The organism is Streptomyces durocortorensis (assembly GCF_031760065.1).
In the GTDB taxonomy this organism is placed as follows: Bacteria; Actinomycetota; Actinomycetes; order Streptomycetales; family Streptomycetaceae; genus Streptomyces.
The window spans coordinates 3,321,471-3,345,900 of the sequence record NZ_CP134500.1 but is presented as its reverse complement, the minus strand read 5'-3'; the positions used below and the strand labels follow the sequence as shown (position 1 = coordinate 3,345,900).

General features: G+C 67.8%; 22 protein-coding genes and 1 pseudogene. 13 read left to right on the top strand and 10 right to left on the bottom strand.

The features are described 5' to 3' along the window. The first annotated feature begins 10 nt into the window (after positions 1 to 10). From RI138_RS14730 to RI138_RS14710, 5 genes and pseudogenes are all read left to right on the top strand, one after another. A complete protein-coding gene (locus tag RI138_RS14730) occupies positions 11 to 592 on the top strand; it encodes a hypothetical protein (protein ID WP_311120284.1) in 582 nt (193 codons plus the stop codon). A 13-nt stretch (positions 593 to 605) separates the two neighbouring features. After that, positions 606 to 905 carry an RNase A-like domain-containing protein gene (locus RI138_RS14725; RefSeq protein WP_096630646.1) on the top strand — a complete coding sequence of 100 codons (300 nt, stop codon included), beginning with the start codon at positions 606 to 608 and terminating at the stop codon, positions 903 to 905. Positions 906 to 917: 12 nt separating this feature from the next. After that, complete coding sequence (locus RI138_RS14720; RefSeq protein WP_311120283.1) at positions 918 to 1,607, top strand: contact-dependent growth inhibition system immunity protein; 690 nt, start codon at positions 918 to 920, stop codon at positions 1,605 to 1,607. 204 nt (positions 1,608 to 1,811) lie between these two features. Then, positions 1,812 to 2,110 (top strand): annotated as a pseudogene (locus RI138_RS14715) (RNase A-like domain-containing protein). Positions 2,111 to 2,215: 105 nt separating this feature from the next. Further along, a complete protein-coding gene (locus tag RI138_RS14710) occupies positions 2,216 to 2,827 on the top strand; it encodes a hypothetical protein (RefSeq protein WP_311120282.1) in 612 nt (203 codons plus the stop codon). Positions 2,828 to 3,076: 249 nt separating this feature from the next. Here the strand turns inward: RI138_RS14710 and RI138_RS14705 are convergent, their stop codons facing one another. Next, the gene (locus RI138_RS14705; RefSeq protein WP_311120281.1) at positions 3,077 to 4,231 is read right to left on the bottom strand and encodes an ALF repeat-containing protein; all 1,155 of its coding nucleotides are present in this window, start codon (positions 4,229 to 4,231) and stop codon (positions 3,077 to 3,079) included. A 1,042-nt stretch (positions 4,232 to 5,273) separates the two neighbouring features. Between RI138_RS14705 and RI138_RS14700 the strand changes: the two genes are divergently transcribed. The 4 genes from RI138_RS14700 (at position 5,274) to crcB (RI138_RS14685) (ending at position 7,288) form a co-directional block, all read left to right on the top strand. Then, on the top strand, positions 5,274 to 5,552 hold the full coding sequence (locus tag RI138_RS14700) for a hypothetical protein (protein ID WP_096630653.1): 279 nt from the start codon (positions 5,274 to 5,276) through the stop codon (positions 5,550 to 5,552). Between the two features lie 535 nt (positions 5,553 to 6,087). Continuing rightward, the gene (gene crcB, locus RI138_RS14695; protein ID WP_311120280.1) at positions 6,088 to 6,573 is read left to right on the top strand and encodes a fluoride efflux transporter CrcB; all 486 of its coding nucleotides are present in this window, start codon (positions 6,088 to 6,090) and stop codon (positions 6,571 to 6,573) included. Then, complete coding sequence (locus RI138_RS14690) at positions 6,570 to 6,917, top strand: DUF190 domain-containing protein (RefSeq protein WP_311120279.1); 348 nt, start codon at positions 6,570 to 6,572, stop codon at positions 6,915 to 6,917. Before crcB (RI138_RS14695) ends, RI138_RS14690 begins: the two co-directional genes overlap by 4 nt. Beyond that, positions 6,914 to 7,288 carry a fluoride efflux transporter CrcB gene (gene crcB, locus RI138_RS14685; RefSeq protein ID WP_311120278.1) on the top strand — a complete coding sequence of 125 codons (375 nt, stop codon included), beginning with the start codon at positions 6,914 to 6,916 and terminating at the stop codon, positions 7,286 to 7,288. The genes RI138_RS14690 and crcB (RI138_RS14685) overlap by 4 nt, the downstream gene beginning before the upstream one ends. Before the next feature lie 202 nt (positions 7,289 to 7,490). On the opposite strand, the gene RI138_RS14680 is transcribed toward crcB (RI138_RS14685), so the two are convergent. Beyond that, on the bottom strand, positions 7,491 to 8,012 hold the full coding sequence (locus RI138_RS14680; RefSeq protein ID WP_311120277.1) for a hypothetical protein: 522 nt from the start codon (positions 8,010 to 8,012) through the stop codon (positions 7,491 to 7,493). Positions 8,013 to 8,608: 596 nt separating this feature from the next. Here RI138_RS14680 and RI138_RS14675 point away from each other — a divergent pair. Continuing rightward, positions 8,609 to 9,346 (top strand): hypothetical protein, encoded by a 738-nt coding sequence (locus RI138_RS14675; protein WP_311120276.1) that lies wholly within the window; start codon positions 8,609 to 8,611, stop codon positions 9,344 to 9,346. Positions 9,347 to 9,603: 257 nt separating this feature from the next. On the opposite strand, the gene RI138_RS14670 is transcribed toward RI138_RS14675, so the two are convergent. After that, positions 9,604 to 9,930 (bottom strand): rhodanese-like domain-containing protein, encoded by a 327-nt coding sequence (locus RI138_RS14670; RefSeq protein ID WP_311120275.1) that lies wholly within the window; start codon positions 9,928 to 9,930, stop codon positions 9,604 to 9,606. A 37-nt stretch (positions 9,931 to 9,967) separates the two neighbouring features. Between RI138_RS14670 and RI138_RS14665 the strand changes: the two genes are divergently transcribed. Continuing rightward, positions 9,968 to 10,582: a TetR/AcrR family transcriptional regulator gene (locus tag RI138_RS14665; protein WP_311120274.1), complete on the top strand. Its 615-nt coding sequence runs from the start codon at positions 9,968 to 9,970 to the stop codon at positions 10,580 to 10,582. A gap of 308 nt (positions 10,583 to 10,890) precedes the next feature. Here the strand turns inward: RI138_RS14665 and RI138_RS14660 are convergent, their stop codons facing one another. From RI138_RS14660 to RI138_RS14650, 3 genes are all read right to left on the bottom strand, one after another. Then, entirely contained in the window at positions 10,891 to 12,270 is a 1,380-nt protein-coding gene (locus RI138_RS14660) for an FAD-binding oxidoreductase (RefSeq protein ID WP_311120273.1), read from the bottom strand. A 627-nt stretch (positions 12,271 to 12,897) separates the two neighbouring features. After that, positions 12,898 to 13,236: a thioredoxin family protein gene (locus RI138_RS14655; protein WP_311120272.1), complete on the bottom strand. Its 339-nt coding sequence runs from the start codon at positions 13,234 to 13,236 to the stop codon at positions 12,898 to 12,900. A gap of 260 nt (positions 13,237 to 13,496) precedes the next feature. Further along, positions 13,497 to 14,636 (bottom strand): PucR family transcriptional regulator, encoded by a 1,140-nt coding sequence (locus tag RI138_RS14650; RefSeq protein WP_311120271.1) that lies wholly within the window; start codon positions 14,634 to 14,636, stop codon positions 13,497 to 13,499. A gap of 131 nt (positions 14,637 to 14,767) precedes the next feature. Here RI138_RS14650 and RI138_RS14645 point away from each other — a divergent pair, with 131 nt between their 5' ends. After that, positions 14,768 to 15,778, top strand: a complete 1,011-nt coding sequence (locus tag RI138_RS14645) for a ferredoxin reductase (protein ID WP_311122896.1) — start codon at positions 14,768 to 14,770, stop codon at positions 15,776 to 15,778. A 7-nt stretch (positions 15,779 to 15,785) separates the two neighbouring features. After that, positions 15,786 to 16,904 carry a fatty acid desaturase family protein gene (locus tag RI138_RS14640; protein WP_311120270.1) on the top strand — a complete coding sequence of 373 codons (1,119 nt, stop codon included), beginning with the start codon at positions 15,786 to 15,788 and terminating at the stop codon, positions 16,902 to 16,904. A 646-nt stretch (positions 16,905 to 17,550) separates the two neighbouring features. Here RI138_RS14640 and RI138_RS14635 read toward each other — a convergent pair. The 4 genes from RI138_RS14635 to RI138_RS14620 are packed head-to-tail and all read right to left on the bottom strand — an operon-like array spanning position 17,551 to position 24,085. Further along, the gene (locus tag RI138_RS14635; RefSeq protein WP_311120269.1) at positions 17,551 to 18,300 is read right to left on the bottom strand and encodes a hypothetical protein; all 750 of its coding nucleotides are present in this window, start codon (positions 18,298 to 18,300) and stop codon (positions 17,551 to 17,553) included. 32 nt (positions 18,301 to 18,332) lie between these two features. Further along, entirely contained in the window at positions 18,333 to 23,006 is a 4,674-nt protein-coding gene (locus tag RI138_RS14630; RefSeq protein ID WP_311120268.1) for a putative T7SS-secreted protein, read from the bottom strand. Between the two features lie 3 nt (positions 23,007 to 23,009). Then, positions 23,010 to 23,657, bottom strand: a complete 648-nt coding sequence (locus RI138_RS14625) for a hypothetical protein (protein ID WP_311120267.1) — start codon at positions 23,655 to 23,657, stop codon at positions 23,010 to 23,012. After that, a complete protein-coding gene (locus RI138_RS14620) occupies positions 23,654 to 24,085 on the bottom strand; it encodes a hypothetical protein (RefSeq protein ID WP_311120266.1) in 432 nt (143 codons plus the stop codon). Before RI138_RS14620 ends, RI138_RS14625 begins: the two co-directional genes overlap by 4 nt. Positions 24,086 to 24,430 lie beyond the last annotated feature (345 nt).

Genomic DNA, 24,430 nt, shown 5'->3' with positions numbered 1-24,430 from the left:
CTGTGTCGGTATGAGTTGTCCTTCGATGCCCCTGGACGCCGATTCCTGGCGGTCTGCCGTGGAGATGTACGACCGTCGGTACACCTTCGTCTCGGTCGGGCCCCGTACGGGCGATGACTGGCTGCACGACGTTGCCTCGGTCATGCGGGGAGAGTCGGTGGAGCCCCGGTCGTGGCGGACCATCGATCCCGACGAAGGGGAGGAGGAGCGGGAGGACGACCCGGCTTACCCCTTCGTGACCCCGCCCGCGGACGAGGAGGGCTCGACGGAATGGCAGAGTCGGCTCAGGGAAGTCCCGCGTTCCTCAGTGGTGCGGCTGCTCGTGCTGCTGGCCACCCTCGATCTCGATGTCTCCCGGGACCCCCGCCTCCCCGAGCGACTGGCTGAAATGGAGGAGCACGCTCGGGTGATTCTCTCGCGCTGCCCCGACCGGACCCAGTTCTTCACGAACACCTGGGGAGGCGGCGCAGCCTTCGACTTCTATCAGCGGATTTCGAGCTGCTCACCGCTCAGTCGGTACCCCTGGGACCTGGGACTCCTGTGGGTGTCCGTCGAGGAGGTCGGGCTGATCTGGTCCTTCGATCCACGTTGAGAGGTAACAGCCGTTGTTGACCCGTTCGGCTACATATCCGGACCGAGAAACCGCCCAGTGGGCCACCCAGCAGGTGGTGACCTGCAACGAGCAGAGGATTCACCGCTGGCTGGCCCAGGGCACGCGCTCCCGCCTGACCATCGAGGCCGCCTGGCCTTCCCGTGAGGCGCCTGTCGGCCGCGTCCTGCTCCAGGCGATGCTGCTCGCCGGGCGTGATCCCGTCGACGTACGCGCCGCACGTGTGGTGCTCAAGCGTGATCCGGACAGCCCGCACGGCTTCGTCGTTCTGACCACCGTTCCGATCTATCTGTAGAGGTCAAGTGCCGTGTCCATGAAGCCGCTTGAGTTCGATCGCCGCTACGGCGAGTTGGACCAGGTGATCAGCGCGTACATCGGTATGCCTGCTGACGACGAGCCGAGCGGGCCGAGCGAGGCCCTCCAGGCCTACCTCCGCCACACCTGGCACACCCGTCCCTGGGCCCTGGCGACGGCCGAACAGCAGATCCGCGAGTACGCGCGTAACCCACCGGGCCGGCTGCGTCTGAGCCTTGGTGAGTTCTACCCCGTGCCGGATGTCGGCCTGCCCGAATCGGCGATCCAGGACTGGCTGTTCGTGATCGCGGACCACCTGAAGCGGTCCATTGAGCAGGGCGAGGTCCCGCCCACGTCCACCCCTCGTACCCACTGGGAGTGGCGCGCCCGCTTCCCCGAGCTCGGCCAGCTCCTCGGGGGCTGGTTCTCGCAGGACATGCCGGACGAGTTCCCGGACCACGACGCGGCCGTGGACGACTACACCGCCACCACGGACGCGCAGCTGGTCGCGCGCCTCATGGGGGAGCTGCACGAACTGCTCGCCCTCTCCCTCGAAGAATCCGACTATGCCCTCGCGGTGGCGGAGCTGGGCATGGAGGTCGACCCGCCCCGGCCGTACTCCCCGAGCGGCTGGCTGGCCCACCTCGCGGACGGTCTGGGCGGATTCAAGGCGGACTACGGCCCCGGACCGGCCGCAGGCTGAACCGTTCCGGGTTCGGTGGAGACGCGGTTCCGTGAAGGGGTTGAGTCGTGGCAGGCCCCTCCTCCTATCCCTTGATACACGCTCGTGGCGTTCATCGACGAGCGCCGGACCTCCCGGGGCGGCCCTGGAGGAATCGCTCCCAGGCCGAGCTGGCCACCCCGGAGTGGGATTACTGGTACTGCCACCGTCGGCTCCACGGTGGCGGTGGGCGACGACGGCAAGCCCTCGGAGGCAGGAGGCGCCCAGTGGGCCGCCTGGCAGGTGGTGACTTGCAATGAGCAGAGGATTCACCGCTGGCTGGCCCAGGGCGCGCGCTCCCGCCTGACCATCGAGGCCGCCTGGCCTTCCCGTGAGGCGCCTGTCGGCCGCGTCCTGCTCCAGGCGATGCTGCTCGCCGGGCGCGAACAGTCGACGTCCGCGCCGCACGTGTGATCACCGCGCCCGGTCCACCATCGCCAGCCAGTTCGAGAACGCCGAAGAGCCGGACCCTGTCCGAGCGGTAGGCCCGGCTCGGACACCGCTCCCCGCGATCCACCCAGCACTACGCGAAGATCACGTCCAGCACCCTGTCCAATGCCTACGCCGAAGCCGGTGACTTCGAGCGCAACATGCGCACCATCGAGGTCGTGGTCGACCGCGACGCGGTGGTCTCCGGCGTCGCTGCAGCCGGTGAGCCCTGGCAGCACCAGGACCTCGGACACGACTACGGCGGCTACGCCTTCTTCGAACAGTGCCAGCACCGCATGGTCTGCACACGCTTCGGCTTCTGCACTCCAAGGGAATCCACGCGAACTGGACGCGCCGATGACGGCCCGGCTTCTGCCGCTCGTCGGCGTCCGGCGGGGCGGGACGGGCTCCGCACGGCGCTGGTACCGGAGTGCGCACAGGTCCGGGAGAGTGACACAGTCACTGCCGTGACCTTGGTGAACATGCTTGTCGACTTCGCTCGAACCGGCCGAATCGGTCCGCTTCACCGCGGAATGCCTCTGGCCGAGGCCGAGGACCTCCTCGGTCCGGGGCGGCCGCACCCCGCCCACGTCATGAAGGGGCCCGACATCGACGGCTACCCGTACTCCTGGGGCTGGCTCAAGCTGGATGTCACCAAGCGGTCGGTCAGCGGAATCCGGTTCCATCGCTGGCCCGTTCGACAGCAAACCTGCCCGTTCTCGTCCTGCCCGAATCAGGGTCGTCCGAGGCCACTGTGCTCCGCGAGGAACTGATCACCGCCCTGGACACCGCAGGCTGTGAGCATCACGTCTACGACATCCTCACCTTCGGCCAGTCGTCCAGCATCCTCACTCGGCCCGCCGACGTCTACACGGTCTTCAGCCTCCCGGGCCGGGACGACCATGTGCCTCACCGAGACGCGGACGCGGTAGCTGTTCGTGGTCCGGCGTCCTAGGGAGACGCAGCAGGGCCGACCGTGTCCGTCACACGGTCGGCCCTGCTGCGTATGGAGGTGTGGGCGGTCAGTTGCCGGAGGCCTGGCGGCGTATCCGGGCGGCGAGCAGCAAGCCCGCGCCGGCAACGAGCGCGGTGCCCGCGCCTCCTGCGATCAGGGGGGTGTCGCCCGCGCCGGTGGAGGCCAGCTGAGCGCCGCTGCCGCTCTGCGGGGTCACGGCTGTGTTGCCGGTGCTTCCCGTGTCTTTCTTGTCGTCGTTCCCGGTGTCGGCGCCGGAGCCGTCCTGGTCCTTCTGACCGTCGTTCTTGTCGTCCTTCTTGTCGTCGTTCTCGTCCTTCTCCTGCTGGGCCTTTTCGTCCTTCTTCCGGGCCTCGTGCTGACCGGTGAGCAGGAACGCGGCACGGTCGGCGGGGGTGCCCGCCAGCGCGGCGCGGCCGGCCTTGACGAGCTCGGGGCCGCCCCCGTCGATGATCTGGGCGATCTCTACGCGGTTGTCCTGGTCCCGCAGCTCGTGCTGGGTCACCTCCAGGAAGTGGCGCAGCTCGGCCGGGGTCGGGGAGCCGTTCAGGAGCTTGCTGATCGCTTCGCTGAGGATGGGGCCGTCCCAGCCCTCGTCGATCCGGGCGAGCTCGACCCGGTCGTCCTCGGCCTGCGCGAGGTGGCGGCCCTTCTCCAGGAAGGCGATGCGGTCCGCCGGAGTGCCCAGAAGGGCCTTCTTGGCGGCTTCCTTCAGCGCGGGACCGGCGTCGTTGACCAGGCGGGCGATCTCGATCCTGTTGTCGGTGTCGCGAAGCTCGTGCTGGGTGACCTCGTAGAAGTGGCGGAGGTCTGCCAAGGTCCGCCCGTCGGTCTTCAGGAAGGCCTTGATTCCTTCCTCCAGGTGGGGGCCCGCGGAGTGCAGGAGCCTCATGATGGCGATCCGGTAGTCGTCGAGACGGATGCTGTGCTGGTCGGTCTCGATGAACGTGCGCATGGCCGCGGGGCCGTCGGCGATGGCCTTGTGGCCGGCTTCCTTCATGTACTCGCTGGCCATCGGGTCGGCGATGATCGCGAGGATGGTCTTGCGGTCCTGCTCCGCCTGGTCCTTGCCGGACGCGTCCGCGGCCTCGCGGTCGGGGGCGGTCGGAGCCGGCGGGTTGGTGGTGGACGCGGCAGCCTGGTTCGAGTCGGCGAACGCCGGCGACGCGAGGAGGACGGCCGGAGCCAGGGCAGCGGTGGTCACAGCTGCGGCGATCCGGGACAACTTCACGGAAAATACCCCCTGAAGGAATAGTCTTTGCGTCGCAAAGACTATTCACCGCCGCAAAAGGTTGTAGAGGCCGGATACTTTCGTTCGTATCGGGTTGATTCGTTCCGCCGTCGTGTACTCCGGCCTTTGCATGACAGATACCCGCCTGATCCGTATCGGCCGGGACGGGACCGTACTTGCGACGGGGCCGGCCGGCCGGCATCCCTTTCGTGGCCGGGGCGAGGCGGGGTCGCAGTCATGGGGGAGAGCGGCGACCAGCCGTCCCGGGACCAGGTACAGGGTGCCAGCGGCGCCGCTGAGAACAACCGGCAGGCCGACGATGTACGGAGAGGGAGCCAGGCAGGGGACAGGAGCTCGCCGCCCTGCCTTTGCCGTTCGCTTTCGGCAGGCACCAGAGGGACTGGACCGGCACGGGCCGCGGATCTGCCACCCTCCTGCCGCGTGTACTCACATCGTCAGCTGTAGGCATCGGTGACGACGTAGTCGGCGATCGAGCGAACGTGCGACAAGGTGTTTCGCGCCGTACCTGGGAACCCACCGACCTCCGTGTCGACTGTCCCGTATGGAGAGGAGCAAGTCCCTTACGGGCCCGAGGCCGAAAGGGAAGCGCACCGCTTCGCTCCTGGACAGGCTGCGCGAAGAGCTCGGAGATAGTATGGAGTTGCTGGAGGCGTACGCTCTCGACCGAGCCCGCGCGCCCGACCAGGAGCCCGTTCTCCGGAGCCTCATGCCGGAGTTGGCGATGATTCCGATCCCCGAGGTCGGCCCGGCACGGATCACCGCGCCCACGAGCGTGATCTGCGGGCGGCACGACCTCCAGCCGCGGCCGAGGGTCGCCGAACCGCGAGCGCCCGTTACGGATGGCCGCTGTACGTGATCGAGCGCCGCGGGCGATCCCGCCTTCGAGCAGCCGGAAGCCTTCCTGGAAGCACTGCGGACGGAGATCGGCAAGCCCCTTCCGCCGCGCGCCGTATGACTCCTTGGGGAATGGAAGACCGACCAAGAGGAGGCAGCGATGACGATTGCCATGATGGTGGACAATCCACACGGATCGCAGGAGATCTACGACAAGGTTCGGGAGCAGCTGGGTATGCAGGAGAAGCCCGCGGGCGGCATCTTCCACGCCGGCGGGCCGAGCCCGAACGGTGGCTGGCGCGTCATCGAGGTCTGGGAGTCGGAGGACGACGCAAAGCGTTTCATCGCAGAGCGCCTCGCCCCCGCCCTCCAGGCCGCAGGCGTGCAGGGCCCGCCCCCGACGCCGCAGTTCTGGCCGATCTACAACTACATGGCCTAGGAGTATCCGCCCACCCATGGCAAAGCCTCAGGTCAGAGACCTGAGGCTTTGCCATGGGTGGGCGGATGACGGAAATCGAAATCTCGCCACGGGCTCGGGCACTCGGTAGTCAGCCCTGCAACAACCTCTGACCGGAAAGTGCGCTGGTCATCGTTCTCTCGCCCCCGGTCCGTAGCCCGCCTGGACGAAGACCGCGTCGGGCCGTACTGGCTACCGTGTTCCCGGTGAACTGGATGAAGACGCAGTCCTCCTCACAGGGTTCGTGGCCACTCGTCTGTGGGTCTCTGCCGGCTCCGGACAGTGGGGCCCGACTGTCCGGAGCCGGCAGAGCCCTGCTGTCCGGAGACTTGCCGACTGGGGGCGCGCCTCGTGGCAGGTGCCGCGTTAGCCTGGTCATCGGCTGTGATTAGTGAATCGCAGCGCGGCGGTGGGGCTCGCCGTATCCGAACCGCGGCGTCGATGCCGCCGACAGTCCCTACTTGCGATCGTGTGTGCCCGCGTGCGCGTGGGGCTGGCGAGTAGGAGACGTGTACCCATGACCACCCCGCATTCCGAGGCGAGGGACGAGCCCGTCGACCCCGACGTGGGCCTGCGCACCGCGGTCCGAAGGCGTACTTCCTGGCGGGAGCAGGCGCCGGTCGTGGCGGTCGTGGCGGTGGGCGGTGGCATCGGGGCGGCGGCTCGCTACGGGGCCGCGCTCGTGTGGCCGACCGCGGCGGGGGCGTTTCCGTGGACGACGCTGTGGGTCAACGTGGTCGGCTGTGCGGTGATCGGCGTGTTCATGGTGGTCATCACCGATGTGTGGGCGGCGCACCGGCTGGTGCGGCCCTTCTTCGGCACTGGGGTGCTGGGTGGGTTCACGACGTTCTCGACGTACGCCGTGGATGTCCAGCAGCTTGTGGACGGCGGACACCCCGGGACCGGCTTGGCGTATCTGGCCGCGACTCTGTGCGCGGCGTTGGCGGCGGTATGGCTCGCGGCGACGGCGACGCGCCGTGTGTTGGCATGGAGGCAGCGGTGACGAGGCTGACGGGCAGGGCTCTGCGGGTGACGGTCTTCGTCGGCGAGAACGACACCTGGCGGCACAGACCGCTCTACACGGAGATCGTGCACCGGGCGCACCAGGCCGGCCTGGCCGGTGCTTCGGTGTTCCGCGGGATCGAGGGCTTCGGAGCCTCCTCGCTGATCCACACCTCGCGGCTGTTGTCACTGAGCGAGGACCTGCCGGTGGCGATTGTCATGGTGGACACCGAGGAGCGGGTGCGGGCGTTCCTGCCGCAACTGGACGAACTGGTCCGGGAGGGGCTGGTGATCCTCGACGACTGCGAGGTCATCCGTTACGTGGGCAGGGGGCCGGACTCGTGAGCTGGCTGCTGGTGGTCGTGGGCGGCATGATCGGCGCCCCGTTGCGGTATTTGACCGACCGGGCGGTTCAGCAGCGGCACGACACCGTCTTCCCCTGGGGTACTTTCACCGTGAATGTGGTGGGCTGCCTGATATTGGGCCTGCTCACCGGGGCCGCGCTGGCGGGTGCGGCTTCGTCGCAGGTGCAGTTGCTGCTGGGCACAGGGCTGTGCGGGGCGCTGACGACGTACTCGACGTTCTCGTTCGAGACGCTGCGGCTGGCCGAGGACGGGGCGAGGTTCTTCGCCACCGCCAACGCTGTCGCCAGTCTGGTGGCGGGACTGGGGGCGGCGTTCGTCGGAGCCGCGCTCGCCGGGGAACTCTGGGTATGAGGATGCGCGGGGACCGAGGTCGCTCGGGAAGCCGACCGGCCGCAGGCCCGTGCGCGGGTCGTGCCCGATGGCGATGGAAGACCACTCAAGGGTTCCAGCCCGCATCGCACATTTGTGCACGCAGGCAGAGCCGAAGCCCCACCACCAGCGGTGGCGGGGCTTCTGGGCTACGGGGCTGCGCCTCGTCTGCGTGAGGCCGCCGTCACTCGCCCTTGGGTTCGACGTAGGTGCTGTCGAACCAGTCGATGAACTCGCGCACCGTGCCGATCTTCGAGATTCGGGCGTGCAGGGCCTTCTGGTCGTGGCCGCTCACGAACCAGCCGCCGGCCACCGGCTCACCGCAGCCGCAGTAGCAGGTGCGGGCGCCGTGCGGGGAGTCGAAGTAGGTGATCGGGTTGCGGGTCGTCTCGACGGGAGTGGGCTTGCCGACATAGGCGTCGTAGACCTCGTCGCCCGGCGTGAGGTACCTGCCCTCCATCGCCTTGCGCCCTCCGGCCACCGGGACGAGCTCGTCGATCTCGATGGCCATGCGGACCTTCCCCTCGTGGGAGAGCAGGGCGTAGCGCTCCTTCTCGGCACGCTCGCCGAGAACCCAGCAGCCGCGGTTGGCATGGAAGAGGGCCTCGTCGTCCATAAGGGGGTCGAAGCCGACGATGTTGCGGCCGAGCTGGTCCTCCTGCGGGTTGACGTAACGCCTCTCACCGAGAGTGATATGGATCATCATCTGCCCCCAATAGGTGAATACCCAGGGCTCCCCGCCCTGTGGACTATCAGGAGCGTGGCACAGTCGACGAATACCTTCAACCCCCGGGACCCTAGGTCTTCAAGTAGGACGATGAGCAAGGCTTCCGCCGCACCCTGCGCTACCGCACCGCACCGCACCCCACGACAGCGTTCCCCGAGCTTCCCGCACCGTTCAGCGAATCCAGGTCGTAGGGCAGTTTGAGGGACTTGCCGGGCCGCCTCGTGCTGGGTGTCTCGGGAGAGGGCCTCGGCCTGGTGGAGGTAGAGGTGCGAGGCCGCCGTCGCCGCCGAGTGCCGAGGCGAACGCCTCTGGTGCTGCTGCCCAGTGCGCCTGATCGCCCGCCCCACCTCGGTGACGTGCCCGAGCGCCTTCGGTGACGTCAAGCCCGTTCAATCCCGGGGGAGCGCACGCCGAGGATGGTGACCTCCAGGGGGGCTGGGCAACAGTGCTGGGAAATGTTCGCAGGTCAGCTCACAGTTCGCCGGAGGCAAAGTGTTATGCACCCTCGGCTTTCCCGTGTCCTCGCTCGGCTACGTTCCTCAGCAACAGAGTCAACCATCACCAGGGGGCACCTCATGCGCCGTACCCGTGCGCTCATCGTCGGCACGGTGGGTGTCGCCCTACTGGCGGCGTCCGGTACGGCCTGCGGTCCCGAAGCCGGTACGCAGGGCAAGGCGGCGGCCTCCACAACCTCGGCTCCGTCACCGACGGCCACGGCCACCGCCTCCGCCTCCGCCACCGCCACGGCCTCCGCCTCCGCCACGTCAGCGACCCGTTCGCCCTCAGGGAGCCCGACCCCCACGCCCACAGCCAGTACCACCACCCGCCCCGCGCCGCGTACCCCGGCGCCGCCGTCGAAGTCGCCGACCCGGCCGCCCGTGCCCACCTACCTGGCGATGCATGCGGCCGCGCCAGGGGGCAGGATCGCGCTGGAACCCGGTGGGAACCCAAGGGAGTTCACCGTCACCCTCCACAACGGCAACACCCGGGCCTACCGGCACCTGGTGCTCGCCTTCCAGCTGGAGGGCATGCCGGGAACGACTGCCAACCCGGCGTACACCCTGGAGCGCTGGGACGCCGCGGCCGGGACCTGGCGCGCGGCCACTCTGCGCATCGCCAACGACGTCTTCCCGTACACGCTCTACACGGGCGGCACCCCGCTGGCAAAGGATGCGGCGTCCACCCACCGCTACCGCGTCCGCGCCCTCACCGGCGCACCGGCCGGGCCGAACCCCATCCTGATCAGCCTGATCGACACGGACGCGGACACCCGCGTGTATTCGACCTCACTGTCCCATACCACCCTCGACTAGCCCGGGCACGCTGGGGAGCGCGGGCTGTGCCTCGCGATGGCGTCGTGATGGCCGTACTAGTAACGGGTGGTGCGGCTCAGGGGGCCGGTGGGGGTGCGGCAGTTGGCCCTCGCCGCCCCGGGTTCACGACTCGGCGGCGCCGGCAGGCACGGTATGGGACTGGGGCTGATCGTCCAGAACGGCTGGATCGTGCAGAACCCCCTCGTTCTTCGGTTACGCCGCTCTGGGCGTTCGCGCTGAGGCGGGGTCAGGCGGGGTCAGGCGGATTCGGTCGGGAGGCCGGCCTCGACCCAGTCCTGGATGCCCTCGCGGTATTTGCGGACGTTGGTGTAGCCGAGGGCGGTAAGCCGGTCGGCGACCTGCCCGCTGTTGGGGCACGCCGGGTTGGAGCAGTACGTGACGATCGCGGCGTCGCGGTCGGGGAGCAGAGCGGGCGCCTGGGCGTCGACGTCGGCCGGGGCCAGCGCCAGCGCGCCGGGCAGGTGTTGCTGGGCGTAGTACGCGCCACCGAGCGCGTCGACGACGGTCACGGATTCGGCCTTGATCGCCGCTGTCAGCTCGTCGCGGGTGATGAGTGCGGCCATGCTGCTGCCTCCAAGGAAATCGGACTACAGTCCTGTTATGGCTCACGACAGTAACGGACTGCGGTCCGTTTCGGCAATACCCCTGGAACTGCTGCGGACGCCGCCGCCCAAGGAGCGCGCGGACGCGGCCCGCAACCGGGTCGCGGTGCTGGAGGCGGCCGCCAGGCTGTTCGCCGAGAAGGGCGTCGAGGCGGTTTCCATGGATCAGGTGGCCGCGGCCGCCGGCGTCGGCAAGGGCACCCTGTTCCGCCGCTTCGGCGACAAGTCGGGCCTGGCCGTCGCGCTACTGGACGCCCGCGAGCGTGTGCTGCAGGAAGCGATCCTGCACGGGCCACCCCCATTGGGCCCGGGGGCTCCCGCCGGCGAGCGCCTGGCCGCGTTCCTCAACGCCTACTTCGACTACCTGCTGGAGCATCTGGCGCTGGTCCGGATGTCCGAGACCGCTACCCCCGGCGCCCGGTACCGGATCGGGGCCTACCGGTTCTGGCACCGCCATGTGGCGATCCTCCTCGCCACCGCACCCGACCCCGACCAGGCTGCCCACGCCCTGCTCGCCGCGCTGGCAGCCGACCACGTCGCCGCACTCTTGCCGGAACTCGGCGAACAGCGGATGCGTACCGGCCTGCTCCACCTCGCCCACTCGGCAATGTGAACGGTCCTGCCCCGGCGGCCAGGGCTTGCGCGCCTTGGCCGCTCCGGTGCCGTCGCTCCTCGGGTGAACCTCAAGATCTCTTCATGATCGCGCATCGCCGCAAGCTGAAGACGTACGCGAAGACGCACTGAAGGTCTGCTTCTGGCCAAGTCGAGCTTGTTGTCTGCCGCGAGGTCGAGATCGCTGTCTGATGCGGGGTGCCGCCGCATATGCCGCCAGGACCCGGCGGAACTGAGGCTCTTGGGAATCAACGAACTGAGGTTCGTGGGAATCAACGGTGCTTGCCGGGCTGCGGACGCCGGTCACCTCTACGGCTTGATGTTCTGGTTCACGTGGAACAGGTTGCCGGGGTCGTAAGCCCTCTTGACCTCTACGAGGCGCTCGTAGTTGCCCCGGTAGTTGGCCCTGATCCGGTCCTGGTCGTCCTCGGCCATGAAGTTGATGTACCCGCCTTCCTCCGAGTGCGGAGCGGTGGCCTGGTAGTAGTCACGCACCCAGGCGACATTGGCCTTGTTGTCGGCAGGGTCCGGCCACATTCCGGCGATGACGGTGGCGAACGTGGCATTCCGGTAGGCGAAGGCCGTGTCCTCCGGCGCCACGCGGTGGCAGGCACCGTTGATCGGGTAGATGTGCACCGTCGAGTTCATGGCGGGTAGCCGAGGACCGTGATCGAGGTGTGCTGTGATCGCCGCATCACTGAGCTCTGTCACGAAGTTGGCCTTCCAGTAGTGCTGCAGGCCAGGCGGCACCAGCGCGTCGAACGCGCTGTTGAGCGCGGGGTACGGCATCGGGCCCACGTGCTCGGCAACCACCGGTGCGATATCGCGGAACCGCTGGACGGCGCGCTCTCCCTCATCCATGGGGCCGGCCCAGCACGCGACGATCAGGATGAAGGTGTCGCCGTGCCGGTTCTCAGGGATGAACGGCAGTGGTGGGGCGATCTGGAAGGCGGGGAAGCCGCCGAGTTCCTCCGGGGCGTCAGCGATGAGTTCGCGGAACGCACGCAGAACCGTGCCGGCATCCTCCAACTCGTACAGGATGGGCCCGCCGTAGATGTCCTTGACCGGGCTGAGCCGGAACTCGAACGATGTCACCGCGCCGAAGTTGCCGCCGCCGCCGCGGATGGCCCAGAACAGGTCGTCGTGTTCTTGCTCGCTCGCGACGAGTAGCCTGCCCTCCGCAGTCACCACATCGGCCGAGATCAGGTTGTCGCAGCTCAGGCCCAGGCCGCGGGCGAGGTGTCCGATGCCGCCACCGAGGGTGAGCCCCGCGACGCCGGTGGTGGAGACGATTCCGCCCGTGGTCGCCAGACCGAACGCGTGCGTCGCCGCGTCGAAGTCACCCCAGGTCGCGCCGCCGTCCACACGCGCGGTTCGTTGCTCGGGATCGACGCGGACGCCTCGCATGCCGGACAGGTCGGCCACCACGCCGTCGTCGCAGGTCCCGAAGCCGGGCACACTGTGCCCGCCACCACGCACCGCGAGGTCCAGCTCGTTGTCACGTGCGAAATCGACCGCAGCCATGACATCGCCCGCATTGGCACACTGCACGACGGCAGCTGGTCGCCTGTCGACCATGGCGTTGTAGACCTTGCGCGCCTCGTCATAGCCATCGCTGTCAGGAGTGACTACCGGTCCCCGTGCGCGTTCCCGCAACCGTTCGATCGATGAGTTGTTCACCAACCTCACTCCTTGCGCGTCATTGCCGCGAGTTCCGGAGATACCCAGCCCTCAGCCCCGGTCGCCCCATGCTCCCCCGGCCACTCTGCGACCCGGCTGCGTCTGGCCTGGGCCCTTTCCACGCTACGCCGATGAGTCGGATGCTCAACTCGACAGCCTCGGGAACATCCACGCGGCACCAACGGTACGGACCAGGTCGGCGGCATGGGCGACTCCGAAGGGTCTCTCCGCCCGGCATCCCCGGTGGTTGGTCTTGTATGTCCAGGATCAGAGGTCAGGGAGCGATCCGCCCTCCTTCGGCGGCACCCGTGGCCGGTGTCGCGCGTGATCGCTGAGGGCCGTTCGACACCTGCCTCGACGCAACGCCGATCGTGCGGAAAAGGGTCCGGACAACAAGAAGACCCAGGTCGATGGCCAGGGCCCTGGTCGTGGAGAGGGTGACGAGAATCGAACTCGCGCTCTGAGCTTGGGAATCAGCGGTTCTTGAGCGGTCGTTCTAGCCTTTACCTGCACGGTTGGCCGAGACGTACAGGGTCGGGGCGGCCTCCAGGCACCGTACCTGACCGCTGGTGCCCGTTCTGCTGGGCACGGATGGGGCACGAGCGGAGGCGGCGGTCCGGGCACCGCAGCGGCCACTCAGAGGTGAACGTCCAGGAACTTCCGTACCTCGTCGATGGTCATGGGTCCCGTGCTGTGCGCCACTGCCGTTCCCTCCTTCAGCAGGAGGCAGGACGGGGCTCCGGTGATCCCGTATCGCTCGGTTGTCGCCGGGCAACGCGTGATGTCGGTGCGGACGACCGTCAGTCGGCCCGTGTAGACGGCGGCGATGTCGCCCACGACGACATCCATCACCCGACAGGGCTCCATGGCCTTGGGCCATGCCCCGGTGAAGTATATGAGAACCGGAACCTTGCTTCTCCCGAGGATGAAATCAAACTCCGCGTCCTCACGAGGTCGGTGAACCAGCTTTGTCATGGGAGCTCCTGACCTCACGTTTCGTACTCCATCCCATCATCCCTCGCGCGGTGTGCCAGGTCGGCCCCGGCCGGTCGTCCGGCTGGCTGCCGGGAGGGCGGTACGGGCCGTTGCAGGACGGCGGTGGTCCCTGGGACGAGCGGCCCGGCCACTTGTCACGACGACCGGAAAGCCGTTCTCCAGGGTCAAAGCGGTTTGGCGCCGAGAACGAGCACGGTTTCTGGACGCTCGCGGACGCGCGGCGGTAGACGGGTGACGCGTCAGCGGACCCGGGGACCGACCGCCAGCGTCAGTTCGAGGACCCGGTGTGGTGATGCGAGATCGGGAAACAGCTCCCGCAGCTGCGACATCCGGTAGCGAACCGTCTGGGGATGGACGAACAATGCCGCCGCGACCTCGTCCCGCCTGCCCTGGTGCAGCAGCCATGCCCGCAACGTCTCCTCCAGCCGTCGTGCGGTCGCGGCAGGCAGGGTCTGCAACGGTGCGAGGGCTCGGGCGCGCAGGTCTGCGAACGCGTCCACGTCGGCGCTGAGCACCAGCTCGGGCAGGTGGTCCTCGGTGTCGCGAATGTCGGAGGAAAGGGAGCGCGCGCGTAGGGCTCGTGCGTACGAGGCGGACGCGTGGGTCCATGGCCGGGCCGGGCCGACCACGGCGGCGCGGTCGGTCAGCTGCCGTAGGAGACGTGATCGGTCGGCATCGGGGACGAGGAGCACACCGGTGGCATCCGGCAGATCGTCGAGGACGAGGGTGCTCGGGTCGAGTGTCCGGTAGGCAGGCCGGGCCTGGGCGGCGGGCAGCAGGACGGCGGTCAGCGAAACCGGAGGCTGCCACCTGGCGCGTTGGCCGGAGGCCAGCAGCACGTCCGGGCTCGCACCGGCGAGGAGGTCGCGGGCCAGGTGTTCCAGGTGGCGCTCGTGGGCTCTGCCCCGGGCGGCCAGTTCGTCGGCGTGGCCCGCGGCGCTCGCGGCGGAGAGCTCGTCGATGTAGGCGAAGGTCAGCTCGGCGAACTTTGCGACCTCGGCGGCGGGCAGACCCGCGGGTACGGCCCCCGCTGCCAGACATCGCCATGCGACCCGGGCGCCGACGCGGTAGGCGCTGAGCAGGGCGTCCATCGAACGGCCGTCGCGCACCTCGCCGCGGCCCAGCTCGTAGGCGGCGTCCCCGGCGTCGCCGCCTGTGGCGTTCCCGCTCGCAAGGTCCAGGTAGTGCCCCAAGGCGGTGCGGACGGCTCTGCGGATGGTGGCGCCCATGCGGCCCGACAAGGCATGGGCGTAGGGAGGAACCTCGTCGATGATTGCCTGGACGACTTCGTCGGCGGTGGTCTTCAGCGCCGCCCGAAGGGCGGTGACCGTCGTCTCATCCAGGGCCAGTTCGCTGGCCCTCCGCATTGCATAGCTCATTCTTTGTTCCCTGCGAACAATTCAGCCGACCAGATTTACGTCCTGTGGTCAGGACTTTACGCCCAGAGGCGCAGCAAGCTGGAGTCATGACGAGTGGAGCCCTCCGCAGCAGGGCGTGGAAACTACTGGAGATGGTCACGACGCCGCTGCTGCCGTCGGACTACCTCGACCTGGTCAGCCCGCTGCGTGCGGGCGCTGACCTGTGTGGCCGCGTCGAGGCCGTGCACTCCGAGACCGATGACGCCGCGACTGTCGTGATCAGGCCGGGGCGGGGCTGGCGCGGCCACACAGCCGGCCAGTACGTGAGGATCGGGGTTGACGTCGACGGAGTGCGCCTGTGGCGTGCCTACTCCATCACCTCGCCGACGAACCGCCGGGACGGCCGCATCACGATCACCGTGAAGGCGATCCCGGACGGCAAGGTCAGCAATCACCTGGTCCGCAGGGCGAAACCGGGCACGCTGATCCAGCTCGACCAGGCGACCGGTGACTTCGTCCTGCCGCGGGCCAAGCCCGCCAAGGTGCTCTACCTGACGGCCGGCAGCGGCATCACGCCCGTGATGGGCATGCTGCGCGACACCGAACTCGACGACGTCGTCATGGTCCACTGTGCGCCACAGCCTCAGGACGTGATCTTCCGCAAGGAACTGCACAGCCTGGTCGTGGACAAGAAGCTTCGGCTTACCGAGGTGCACACCGACACCGACGGCAAGCTCGACATCGCCCGTCTCCAGGAACTTGTGCCCGACTGGGCCGAGCGCGAGACCTGGGCCTGCGGGCCCGCAGGTCTGCTCGACGCCGCCGAAGAGCACTGGACCGAACAGGGCGTCCAAGAACGCCTGCACACCGAACGGTTCCGCGCCGGCATCATCGTCGCCGGCGAGGGCGGCGAGGTCACGTTCAGCGCCACCGGCAAGACCATCGACGCTGACGGCGCCACGCCGTTGCTCGACATCGGCGAGGAGGGCGGCGTGCTCATGCCCTCCGGGTGTCGTATGGGCATCTGCTTCGGCTGCGTCACGCCGCTCAAGGCCGGCGCTGTCCGCGATCTGCGTACCGGCGAGATCACCGAGGCCGAGCCGGGCGTCCTCATCCAGACCTGTGTGTCCGCCGCGGCGGGCCCCTGCGACATCGAACGGTAGGAGCACCTTGACCGCCATCGACCCCACCGCCCACCTGACCGCGGACCAGATCGAGGAACTGGGTCGCGAGCTGGACGCCATCCGCGACGAGGTGATCGCCGACCGCGGCGAGAAGGACGCCGCCTACATCCGCCGAGTCATCTCGGCGCAGCGCAAGCTGGAGCTGGTCAGCAGGGGGGTGCTGCTGTTCTCGATCTTCCCGCCCGCGTGGCTGATCGGCACCGCCGGGCTGTCCGTGGCGAAGATCATGGACAACATGGAGATCGGCCACAACGTCCTGCACGGCCAGTGGGACTGGATGCGAGACCCGAAGATCCACTCCACCACCTGGGAGTGGGACCACGTCTCACCGTCCGATCAGTGGAAGCACTCGCACAACGAGCTGCACCACACGTACACCAACGTGATCGGCAAGGACAACGACCTCGGTTACGGCATCATGCGCGTCGACGAAGACCAGAAGTGGCACCCCTTCCACCTCGGCCAGCCGCTGTGGAACTTCCTCAACGCCTGCTTCTTCGAGTACGGCATCGCGGCATACGACCTGGAGCTCGGCAAGAACCTCACCAAGCGCCGCCGCAAGAGCCCGGAGTTCCGCGCGCGGGCCAAGGCCGTGGGCCGCAAGATCCGCAAGCAGGTGCTCAAGGACTACGTGATCCACCCGCTGCTGTCGGGCCCCTCGTTCCTCCCCACACTCGCCGCCACGTTCACCGCGAACCTGGTCCGCAACCTCTGGACCCACTCGGTGATCATGTGCGGGCATTTCCCCGAGGGCGTACAGGTCTTCGAGCGCCGGTCGATCAGGGGCGAGACGCGCGGCCAGTGGTACCTGCGCCAGATGATGGGCTCGGCGAACATCAGCGGCAGCAAGGCCATGCACTTCATGACCGGCAACCTGTCGCACCAGATCGAGCACCACCTGTTCCCGGACCTGCCGAGCAACCGGTACGCCGAGGTCGCGGTGAAGGTGCGCGCGCTGTTCGAGAAGTACGAGCTGGAGTACGTCACCGGCCCGCTGCCCAAGCAGGTGTTCTCCGCGTGGCACAAGGTCTTCCGACTCGCACTGCCGAACAGGCAGCACGAGGTCAGAACGCCTGACCGTGAGCAGGACCTCATCGCCGCCTGACTCCCCGGCCGCACCGCAAGCCCTTGGGCGACGCCACTGCTGCCACACGACGGCCTACTCGGCCAGTGGAGTCCGCTGCTGCCCAGGTCCTACAGGTTGGTGAGCGCAGGCCGGACAGCAACTGAGTGGGAGCTTCTCTCCGGTTCTACGACGAGCCCATGGCAGATGAGAAGGGCGACGAGGTGGACTATGACTTGGTGTGAGCAGGCCGCTGGTACAAGCACGGCCGGGGGGCGGCGCGGCAGGCCCCTTTTTGAGCTGATGTACACCCCGGCCTGGCTGGCGACCGAAGCCGGTCGGCGACATCCGGATTCCGCTCCGGGCCAACAAGAAAGCCCCGGGCGGCTGGCCTGGGGCTTTTTCATGGAGCGGGTGACGAGAATCGAACTCGCGCTCTGAGCTTGGGAATCAACGGTGCTTGGGCGGTCGCATCCCCTATGACCTGCATGTTTGGTCGAGACGTGCGAGGTTGGCCTGACCTCCAGGCGCCGCACTTGACCGCTGTTGTCCGCTTCGCTGGGCACGGATGGGGCACGACCCGCAGAGATCGGACGCCACGTCCGGAGGCGCCCGGCTCTCGCCCGCGCGGAGCCGTCCCCGGCACCAGCCTCCACTGCGCCCGGTCCCCAGAGGTCTCTGACGCTGGTCATTCCGCTTTGCTTAGCAGTTTGATGACGGCGTCCTTCAGGTCGTCATCCGACAAATCCTCCGGCTCCTTGAACTGCGGATCGATGGAGTAGTCCTCCAGCAGCGAGAAGACACGATCGAGAAGAGTTTCCAACGGATCGCGGACCCGCTCGCCCTGCTGCTGCGAACGACGACGTGCGTCGAGCCAGCCGACGGCAAATTCCGCCCCCGTGCAGCGTCCGGCTGCTAGATCTCTCATAAGTGCCAGCTGCTGGCCCGTGGCGGTGGCCTCAGGAACGTCCCTCGGGTACTTCCAGGCGATGTGTCCGGGAGGAAACGATCGCGCGATCGACTCCAGAGCGGGCCATTTCCGTGCTGCTGCCCGAGCGTAACGGGCGAAGCGAGCACGCGCCTGGTCCACTCCCTCCGGCGCCGCTCCCGCGAGGAACTCCGACGTGCCGGCGACCAAGGCGTAGCCCGGCCCGGGAAAGAGGACCGCGCCCTCGAGGTTCGCAGCGACGAGCAGAAGATCCGCAGGCAGCGAGACAAGGCCCGGATCGGCCGGCGGAAGACTCTCCGCAGAGGCGATTGCCCCGGCGGAGGGGTGAATCACCAGGACGGCGTCGGCGCCCGCAGTCCGGCATCCCTCGGTGATACGCCTGACGAGAGAGTCGTCCGTGCGACTGCCTGCCGGCACCGGGGTGACCTTCTTCTCTCCTGCCGCGATCCATTGTCCGCTGAAGGCGCCCTGCATGTCGAGAACAGTCATGGCACTTCCAGTTCCGCCCTCGTTCGACCCAATCACCATAGGAACCCTTTATCGATGATGCTTTGAAATTGCTTGTCGCCCAGTTTATAGCCCGACCAGAATTTTCCGGTGTCCGCGTGCAGCATGACCATCTTCTGAGTGGTCGGGTCAATGAAGCCGATCGCTTGCCCTTGGCCTCTGTAGTCGAATCGGTAAATCTTCGTGTCATCCGCTTTTATATGAGCTCGCATGCTATCTTCGAACCTCTGGAGATTCGCCTTCTTGAGATTGCCCGGCTCGTCCAAGAAGTCTCCCGCATGGGCGTGAAATTTCTTGCTCATCACGCTCTGGCTGGAGAAGTCGGCTTTTTCTTCCCACCCTCCTCGGGGGCAGGGTCCGAGCCCCAGCGGATCGGACCAGGTGTGGGGGTTGTGGACGTAGGTACGGGGATTGGGCGCGGGCGAAAGACCGAGAGGGTCGGCTGTGAGGTAGCGCGCGGTCTGCGGATCGTAGTGCCGATGGTGGTTGTAGTGCAGGCCGCTCTCCGGGTCGTAGTACTGGCCGGGAAAGCGGAGCGGCGTGTAGGTCGTGCTGTCCCTCGGCCATGTCGTGCTGCCCCAGAGAGCCGCGCGGGACTGCCACCCCACGTTCCCGGTCTCATCGATGAGTTCGGTGGGGGTGCCAATCAGGTCGGTGGCGATCGCGAAGAATCGCTCGTCGATCACGTCCTGGCGCGCGTTCGAGGAAAGAATGCGCTCGGTCTGGGCGAGAGGGCGAATGCCGTCGTGATCCCAGGTGAGGGTGACCGGACGAGGAAGCTCCGGAGACAACGTGGTCTGCTCGCAGAGCGTGGTGCCGTCCCAGGAGAAACGGATCTCCTCACCCGTGGGGTCACCCGTGTCGGACAGCCGGACTTTGCTTGTGCGGCGGCCAAGGGGGTCATAGCGGTAGAGCCACGTGATGTCGTCCGGGGTGGTCACCGATGTCAGGCGGTCCTCGACGTCCCACGTGTACCGCCAGGTGTCGGGCTTGCGGGACAGCCGTGTCTTCCGGCGGACGGTGACCCGGCCCAGAGCATCGTGCTCGAACCGGATCGCGCCGGCGTGAATGATCTCCGTGCCGGTGTAGGAACGAGGCCCCGTAGCCTCCTGGCCGGGATGGGAGGCAGTCCAGGACGCGGAAGTCTGATTTCCGTCGGCATCGTAGGCGTAGTTCTCGGCCCACCGGTCCGCCGTAACGGACACGACCCGGCCGACAGCGTCCAGGGTGAAGCGCGACATGCCGCGCAGTGTGTCGTCGACTGCCGTGAGCCGGTCGCCGGCGTCGTAGGTGTAGGACCGGCGGTTCACTGTGTCTTCGCCACGGAAGATGTGTTGTGCGACCAGCCTTCCAGCGTCGTCCCACGCGGAGTCGAAGGTCAGCTCGGGCCCGATGGCGCGCGTCAGTTCGCGGCCCGCCAGGTCGTGGGTGAACGCGATGGTCCGGCTGCCGCTGATCAGCTCGGTGAGCCGGTCGGAGGAGTCATAGGCGTACCTGGTGCGCTGACCGGTGGGTGTCATGCGCTCGGTCCGGCGGCCCAGCGCATCGTAGGTATAGGTGGTGACACGGCCGTCGGCTATCTCTGCTTTCACACGGCCGATTCGGTTGTACTGATAGAGCAGTTCGCTCTCCGGCCCCGCAGCATGGAGCAGGCGCCCGGCTCGGTCGTAGGAGAAGGTCGTCACCGCGCCCGCCGCGTCCTTGCGGGTCACTCGGCCGCACGCGTCGCGTTCGTACGTGATGGACTCACCCAGCGGGTTGGTGCGCGTGACTACCTGTCCGGCAGCGTCCGACTCGTAAGTGAGCGTGCGGCCGTCGAAGTCCGTCTCCGAAACGAGCCGCCCCGCAGGGTCGCGTGTGTACGACCACACCGAGCCCAGCGTGTTCCGGACCTGCGTGAGGTTGAGTTCGCCATCGTGCTGGAACTCGAAACTCGCTCCTTCAGGTGACCTGCTCGCCGAGAGAAGATCGAAGTGCGTGTACTCGAAGTGGGATTCCCGTCCGAGCGCGTCGACGTGACGCGTACAGTTCCCTTCGCCGTCGTAGGCCCAGGACTCCTTGGAACCGTCAGGGGTGGTGCGACCGGCCAGTTCTCCGTCGGCTGACCATTCCAGGACTGTGGTCGCACCCAGTGCGTCGGTTATCCGGACAGGGCGACCCAGGAGGTCCCGCTGGTAGTGGGTGGTGGCACCGACGGCGTCCGTGACCGCCACGGGCTGCCCTGACGCATTGCACCGTATCGAGGTGACCGCTCCGAGCGGGTCGGTCTTCCCGGTCAGGAATCCGGCAGCGTCATAGGTGTAGCGCGTTGTGTTGCCCATGGGATCGGTGACGGCGGTTCGATTACCGCGGTCGTCGAACTCCTGCAGCCAACGAGCACCGTCCTGAGCCGTGTATTGAGTTGGCAGGCCGAGCTGATCGAAGACGATGCGCTCCTCACTGCCGTCGGGATAGAGGACCGCGGTCTGTCTCCCCTCCCCGTCGTACTGGTGAGTTGTGGCGCGACCGAGTGGGTCGGTGAGCGTGAGCAGCCTTCCGCGGGCGTCGTGGGTGAAGCGGGTGGTATGGCCGAGCGGGTCCGTCGCGGAGAGGATGCGGCTGTCTCTGCCGACGAGATAGCGGGTGGTGTGACCGCGCGCGGTCGTCAGAGAGGTCGTGCGGTGGCCGGTCGCCGTGTCCGGATCGCTGTAGGCGAGGGTCATCTGCAGGTGACCGCCCTCACCTCCCTGTGCGATCACGCGGTCGTTGTTGTCGTAGGTGTAGTCATAGCGGTGGTTGTTGGAGTCGATCCAGGCGGTGATCCGCCCCCGATCGTCGTAGATGAAGGTGAGTGTGGCGCCGGACGGTTTCGTGACGGTGGTGAGATCGCCGCACGTGTAGCCGTAGGACCTGATGGGGATGGCTGCCCCTGTCTCGTCGCTCACACTCAGCACGGTAATCCCCGTTTCGGTGCTGGTTAGCGAGAGGCGGTACCCGGCGGAGTGGACGAGTTCCTGGGGCGTCCCGTCGTCAGTGCGGTCGATGCTGATGGCGTTGTCGTTGCGGTCGGTGATCTGGACGAGCCATGCGGTTCCGTCTTGGCCGGGTTCCGTTCCATGAGGGGCGGAGAAGTACTTGGTCAGTCGAGTGTCTGAGTCGGTGAGGGTGTAGTCGCCGAATTCATCACGGCTCAGGGAATTGCGTGAGGTGCCGGACTCCGGGTGGGTGGGCAACCCGGGCAAGGGGTGGGGGTAAGTGATGAGCAGGCCGTCGGCGGTGACGTGGATGACGCCGCGGGCGTCGATCTCCAGGCGTTCGTCGACGGTGGAGGACCAGGAGGGTCCGAAGAACCGGCCGGCTGTGTACCCGGACTCGAAGCGACGCGTGAACGTCAGGGGCAGTACGCCGGGGAGCCTCACGTCGGTCTGAGGAAGGAACATGCGGCCGGAGGCGAGGTCGACCGGGTCGGTTCCCCCGCTGGTGCGCTCGCTGTCAGGACGGTTGTGGGTTCCTTCGGGTGAGCGGTTCTCCAGCTTGCGGGCGTCGGAGGCGATGTCGGCGGCCTCCTTCACCACCCGGGCCCCCTTGACACCCGCCCCCGCCCCGCCGGTCGCGACGGTGAGGGCGGCGTCGGGGAGAAGCCGGCCGAAGCCTTCGGCGGGGTCCTTCATGAAGTCGGTGACCACTTGCTTGCCGGTGCCCCAGGGGTCGTTGGCGACCCGGACGAGCCCGGCGGCGGTGTTGTTGAGCGCGAGCCCGTACTCGGCGGGGTGGGTGATGTTGTACAGATCCATGGGATTGACGCTGCGCGCGAAGGTCAGAATGCCTGCCGCGCCCTTGACGACGCCGCCCGCAAGATGGGTCTTGATGACCTGGTACTCGGCGAGCCCGTCCATGGCCTGCTCGGAGTAGCGCGGCTTCTGCGGGGCGGCGTCCCGGGCCGCGGTCACGGCCTTGCGGGCAGTCTCGGCGGCGGTGTTGCGCTGTTTGCGCGCCTCCGAGAGCAACTCCTGGGCTTCCTTCATCCGCCCGGTGCCCGGATCGCTGAAGGTGCCCGGCTTGGGCGGCAGGGTGGAGGGGTCGCGCTCGTCGGCGGGTTTGGCGTTGTAGGCGTCGACGGCCTTGTTGTACGTGGTCGTCTTCTCGTTGTACGCGTCCCGGGCCTCCTCCGACGCCTTGGTCCCGGCCTTCCACTTGTCGATCGCGGTCTGCGCCTGCCCCTGGGCCCACTCCACGGTCCCCGCGAAGGCGTCAAGCGCGGCGGCCGCCTTCTCGAAGGCGTCGGCGGCCTTGAACCACTTGGGCGGCTCGACCGATACGGAGTTCCGGAACGCGTCCGCCGCCTGACCCTTGAGCGCGGACGAGTCCACGCCCTTGAGCCCACCGCCGACCTTGTCGAACGCGCCCTGGAGCTTGCGCAGGTGGGTGGCGGTGGACCGGATCTCGGACGGGCTGCCGTAGATGAGCTTGGTCTTGTCCTCGGTCTGCCCGAGGTCCATCTCGTCGACCTCGGCGCCCATCCGGTTCGCCACCGACCGGGACTTTTCCCGGACCCAGTCCGCCCCGGACTCCCAGCCAGCGTCCTCCAGCCGGTCGCCGGTCCAGTTCCCGGCATCCTCGACCCGGTCACCGACCCACTCGACACCGTCCTCGATCACGTCCTCGACGACGTCGGGCGTGATGTCCCGGACGAAATCCCCGATCCCCATGACCTAGTTCCCCCCGTCCTGCTCCTGCTTTCGGGCCCGCTCCTCAGGCGACGGCCCGAAAGCCTCGTCCACGGACCGGTCGAACGCCTCCTGATCCACGCCGAACATCTCGTTCAGCTGGTCCGCCTGGCGTCCTCCGTTCCCTTCGGTGACGAGCGCCCGCCCGGTGTCCTTCCAGGTCTGTCCGGCCTCGTCCGATGCCCGCTCGAACGACTCGCGGCTGTAGTCCGGACTCAGGTAGTCCGGGGTGAACACATCGCCCCAGTCCTGCTGGACGATCTCGTCTTCTGAGGCATGCGGATTCCCCACGCCAGCGTTCACGGCGATCTTGAACGTCCCGTGGACGTACTGGTCCTCCTCCCACACGATCCCCGCCGCGAGCCCCAGCTTCGCCGCGATGGCGTTGGCGTCCTGGACCAGTGCGCGGACGCCCCACTCCCACCGCTCGCAGAAGTCCTCGAAGTCCACCGACAGCCCGTGGTGACCGGCTTCCATCCCGGTCATCGACAGGTCCGAGAGCCCCTTGCCGAGCACCGCGCCGGTACCGGTACCGATCTCCCTCAACTCGGCAACGGCCTCACGCAGCCCGCTGGTGATCTGCTGAACACTGACGGGATCGACGTTGAGGTCTTCCGCCCCCGCACCGCTCACCGCTGCTGCCCCGCGCCCGGGACGTCCGCGTCGACGGCGACGGCATCCGGCACGATCCCCACCACCGGCGGAAACAGCATCGACCCGTCCGGGTCGGCCACGTTCACCGCGACGCCGGCCGGCACCCCCATGGCCGGGATGACCTCATCCAGCAACCGAGCCCCCCGGAACACGGCATACTCCCAACTCCGCGCGGCGGCCCCGGCCCCCTCCACCACAGCCCGCTCCTCCGCGAACCGGGTCAACGCCGCCTCATCGGTGAACCCGCACACCCATCGCACCCCACCGAACTCGGCGGTCCACAGCCCACCACGGTCGAAGGGCACCAGCACCAACGTCCGCCGCAGCTCACCCACCAAAGCCCTCGGGTCACCGACCCCGGCCCGCCGCTCGGCTATCCGCTCCACCAGCGCTGGCCCGTCACCCACCGGAAGCCCTCCCCCATACGCGAGTCGTCGCCCTTCACTTCCGCACACGCTAGGACACCACGCCCACCCGCAACCACGCGGTTCCAGCCGTCCCCACAGCCCCACACCACGGACCGCCGCCGAACACGAAGAAGACCCCGGTCGGAGACCGGGGTCTTTCTGAAAGAGCGGGTGACGAGAATCGAACTCGCGCTCTGAGCTTGGGAATCAGCGGTGCTTGGGCTGCTAGAGGCGCCCTCACCTGCGCCTTTGCATGCTGCAGGTGGATGGGCCCCGGTCTCTGGAAGCTGTATCTGACCGCTGTTGTCCGCTCTGCTGGGCACGGATGGGGCACGGAGGTCGGCA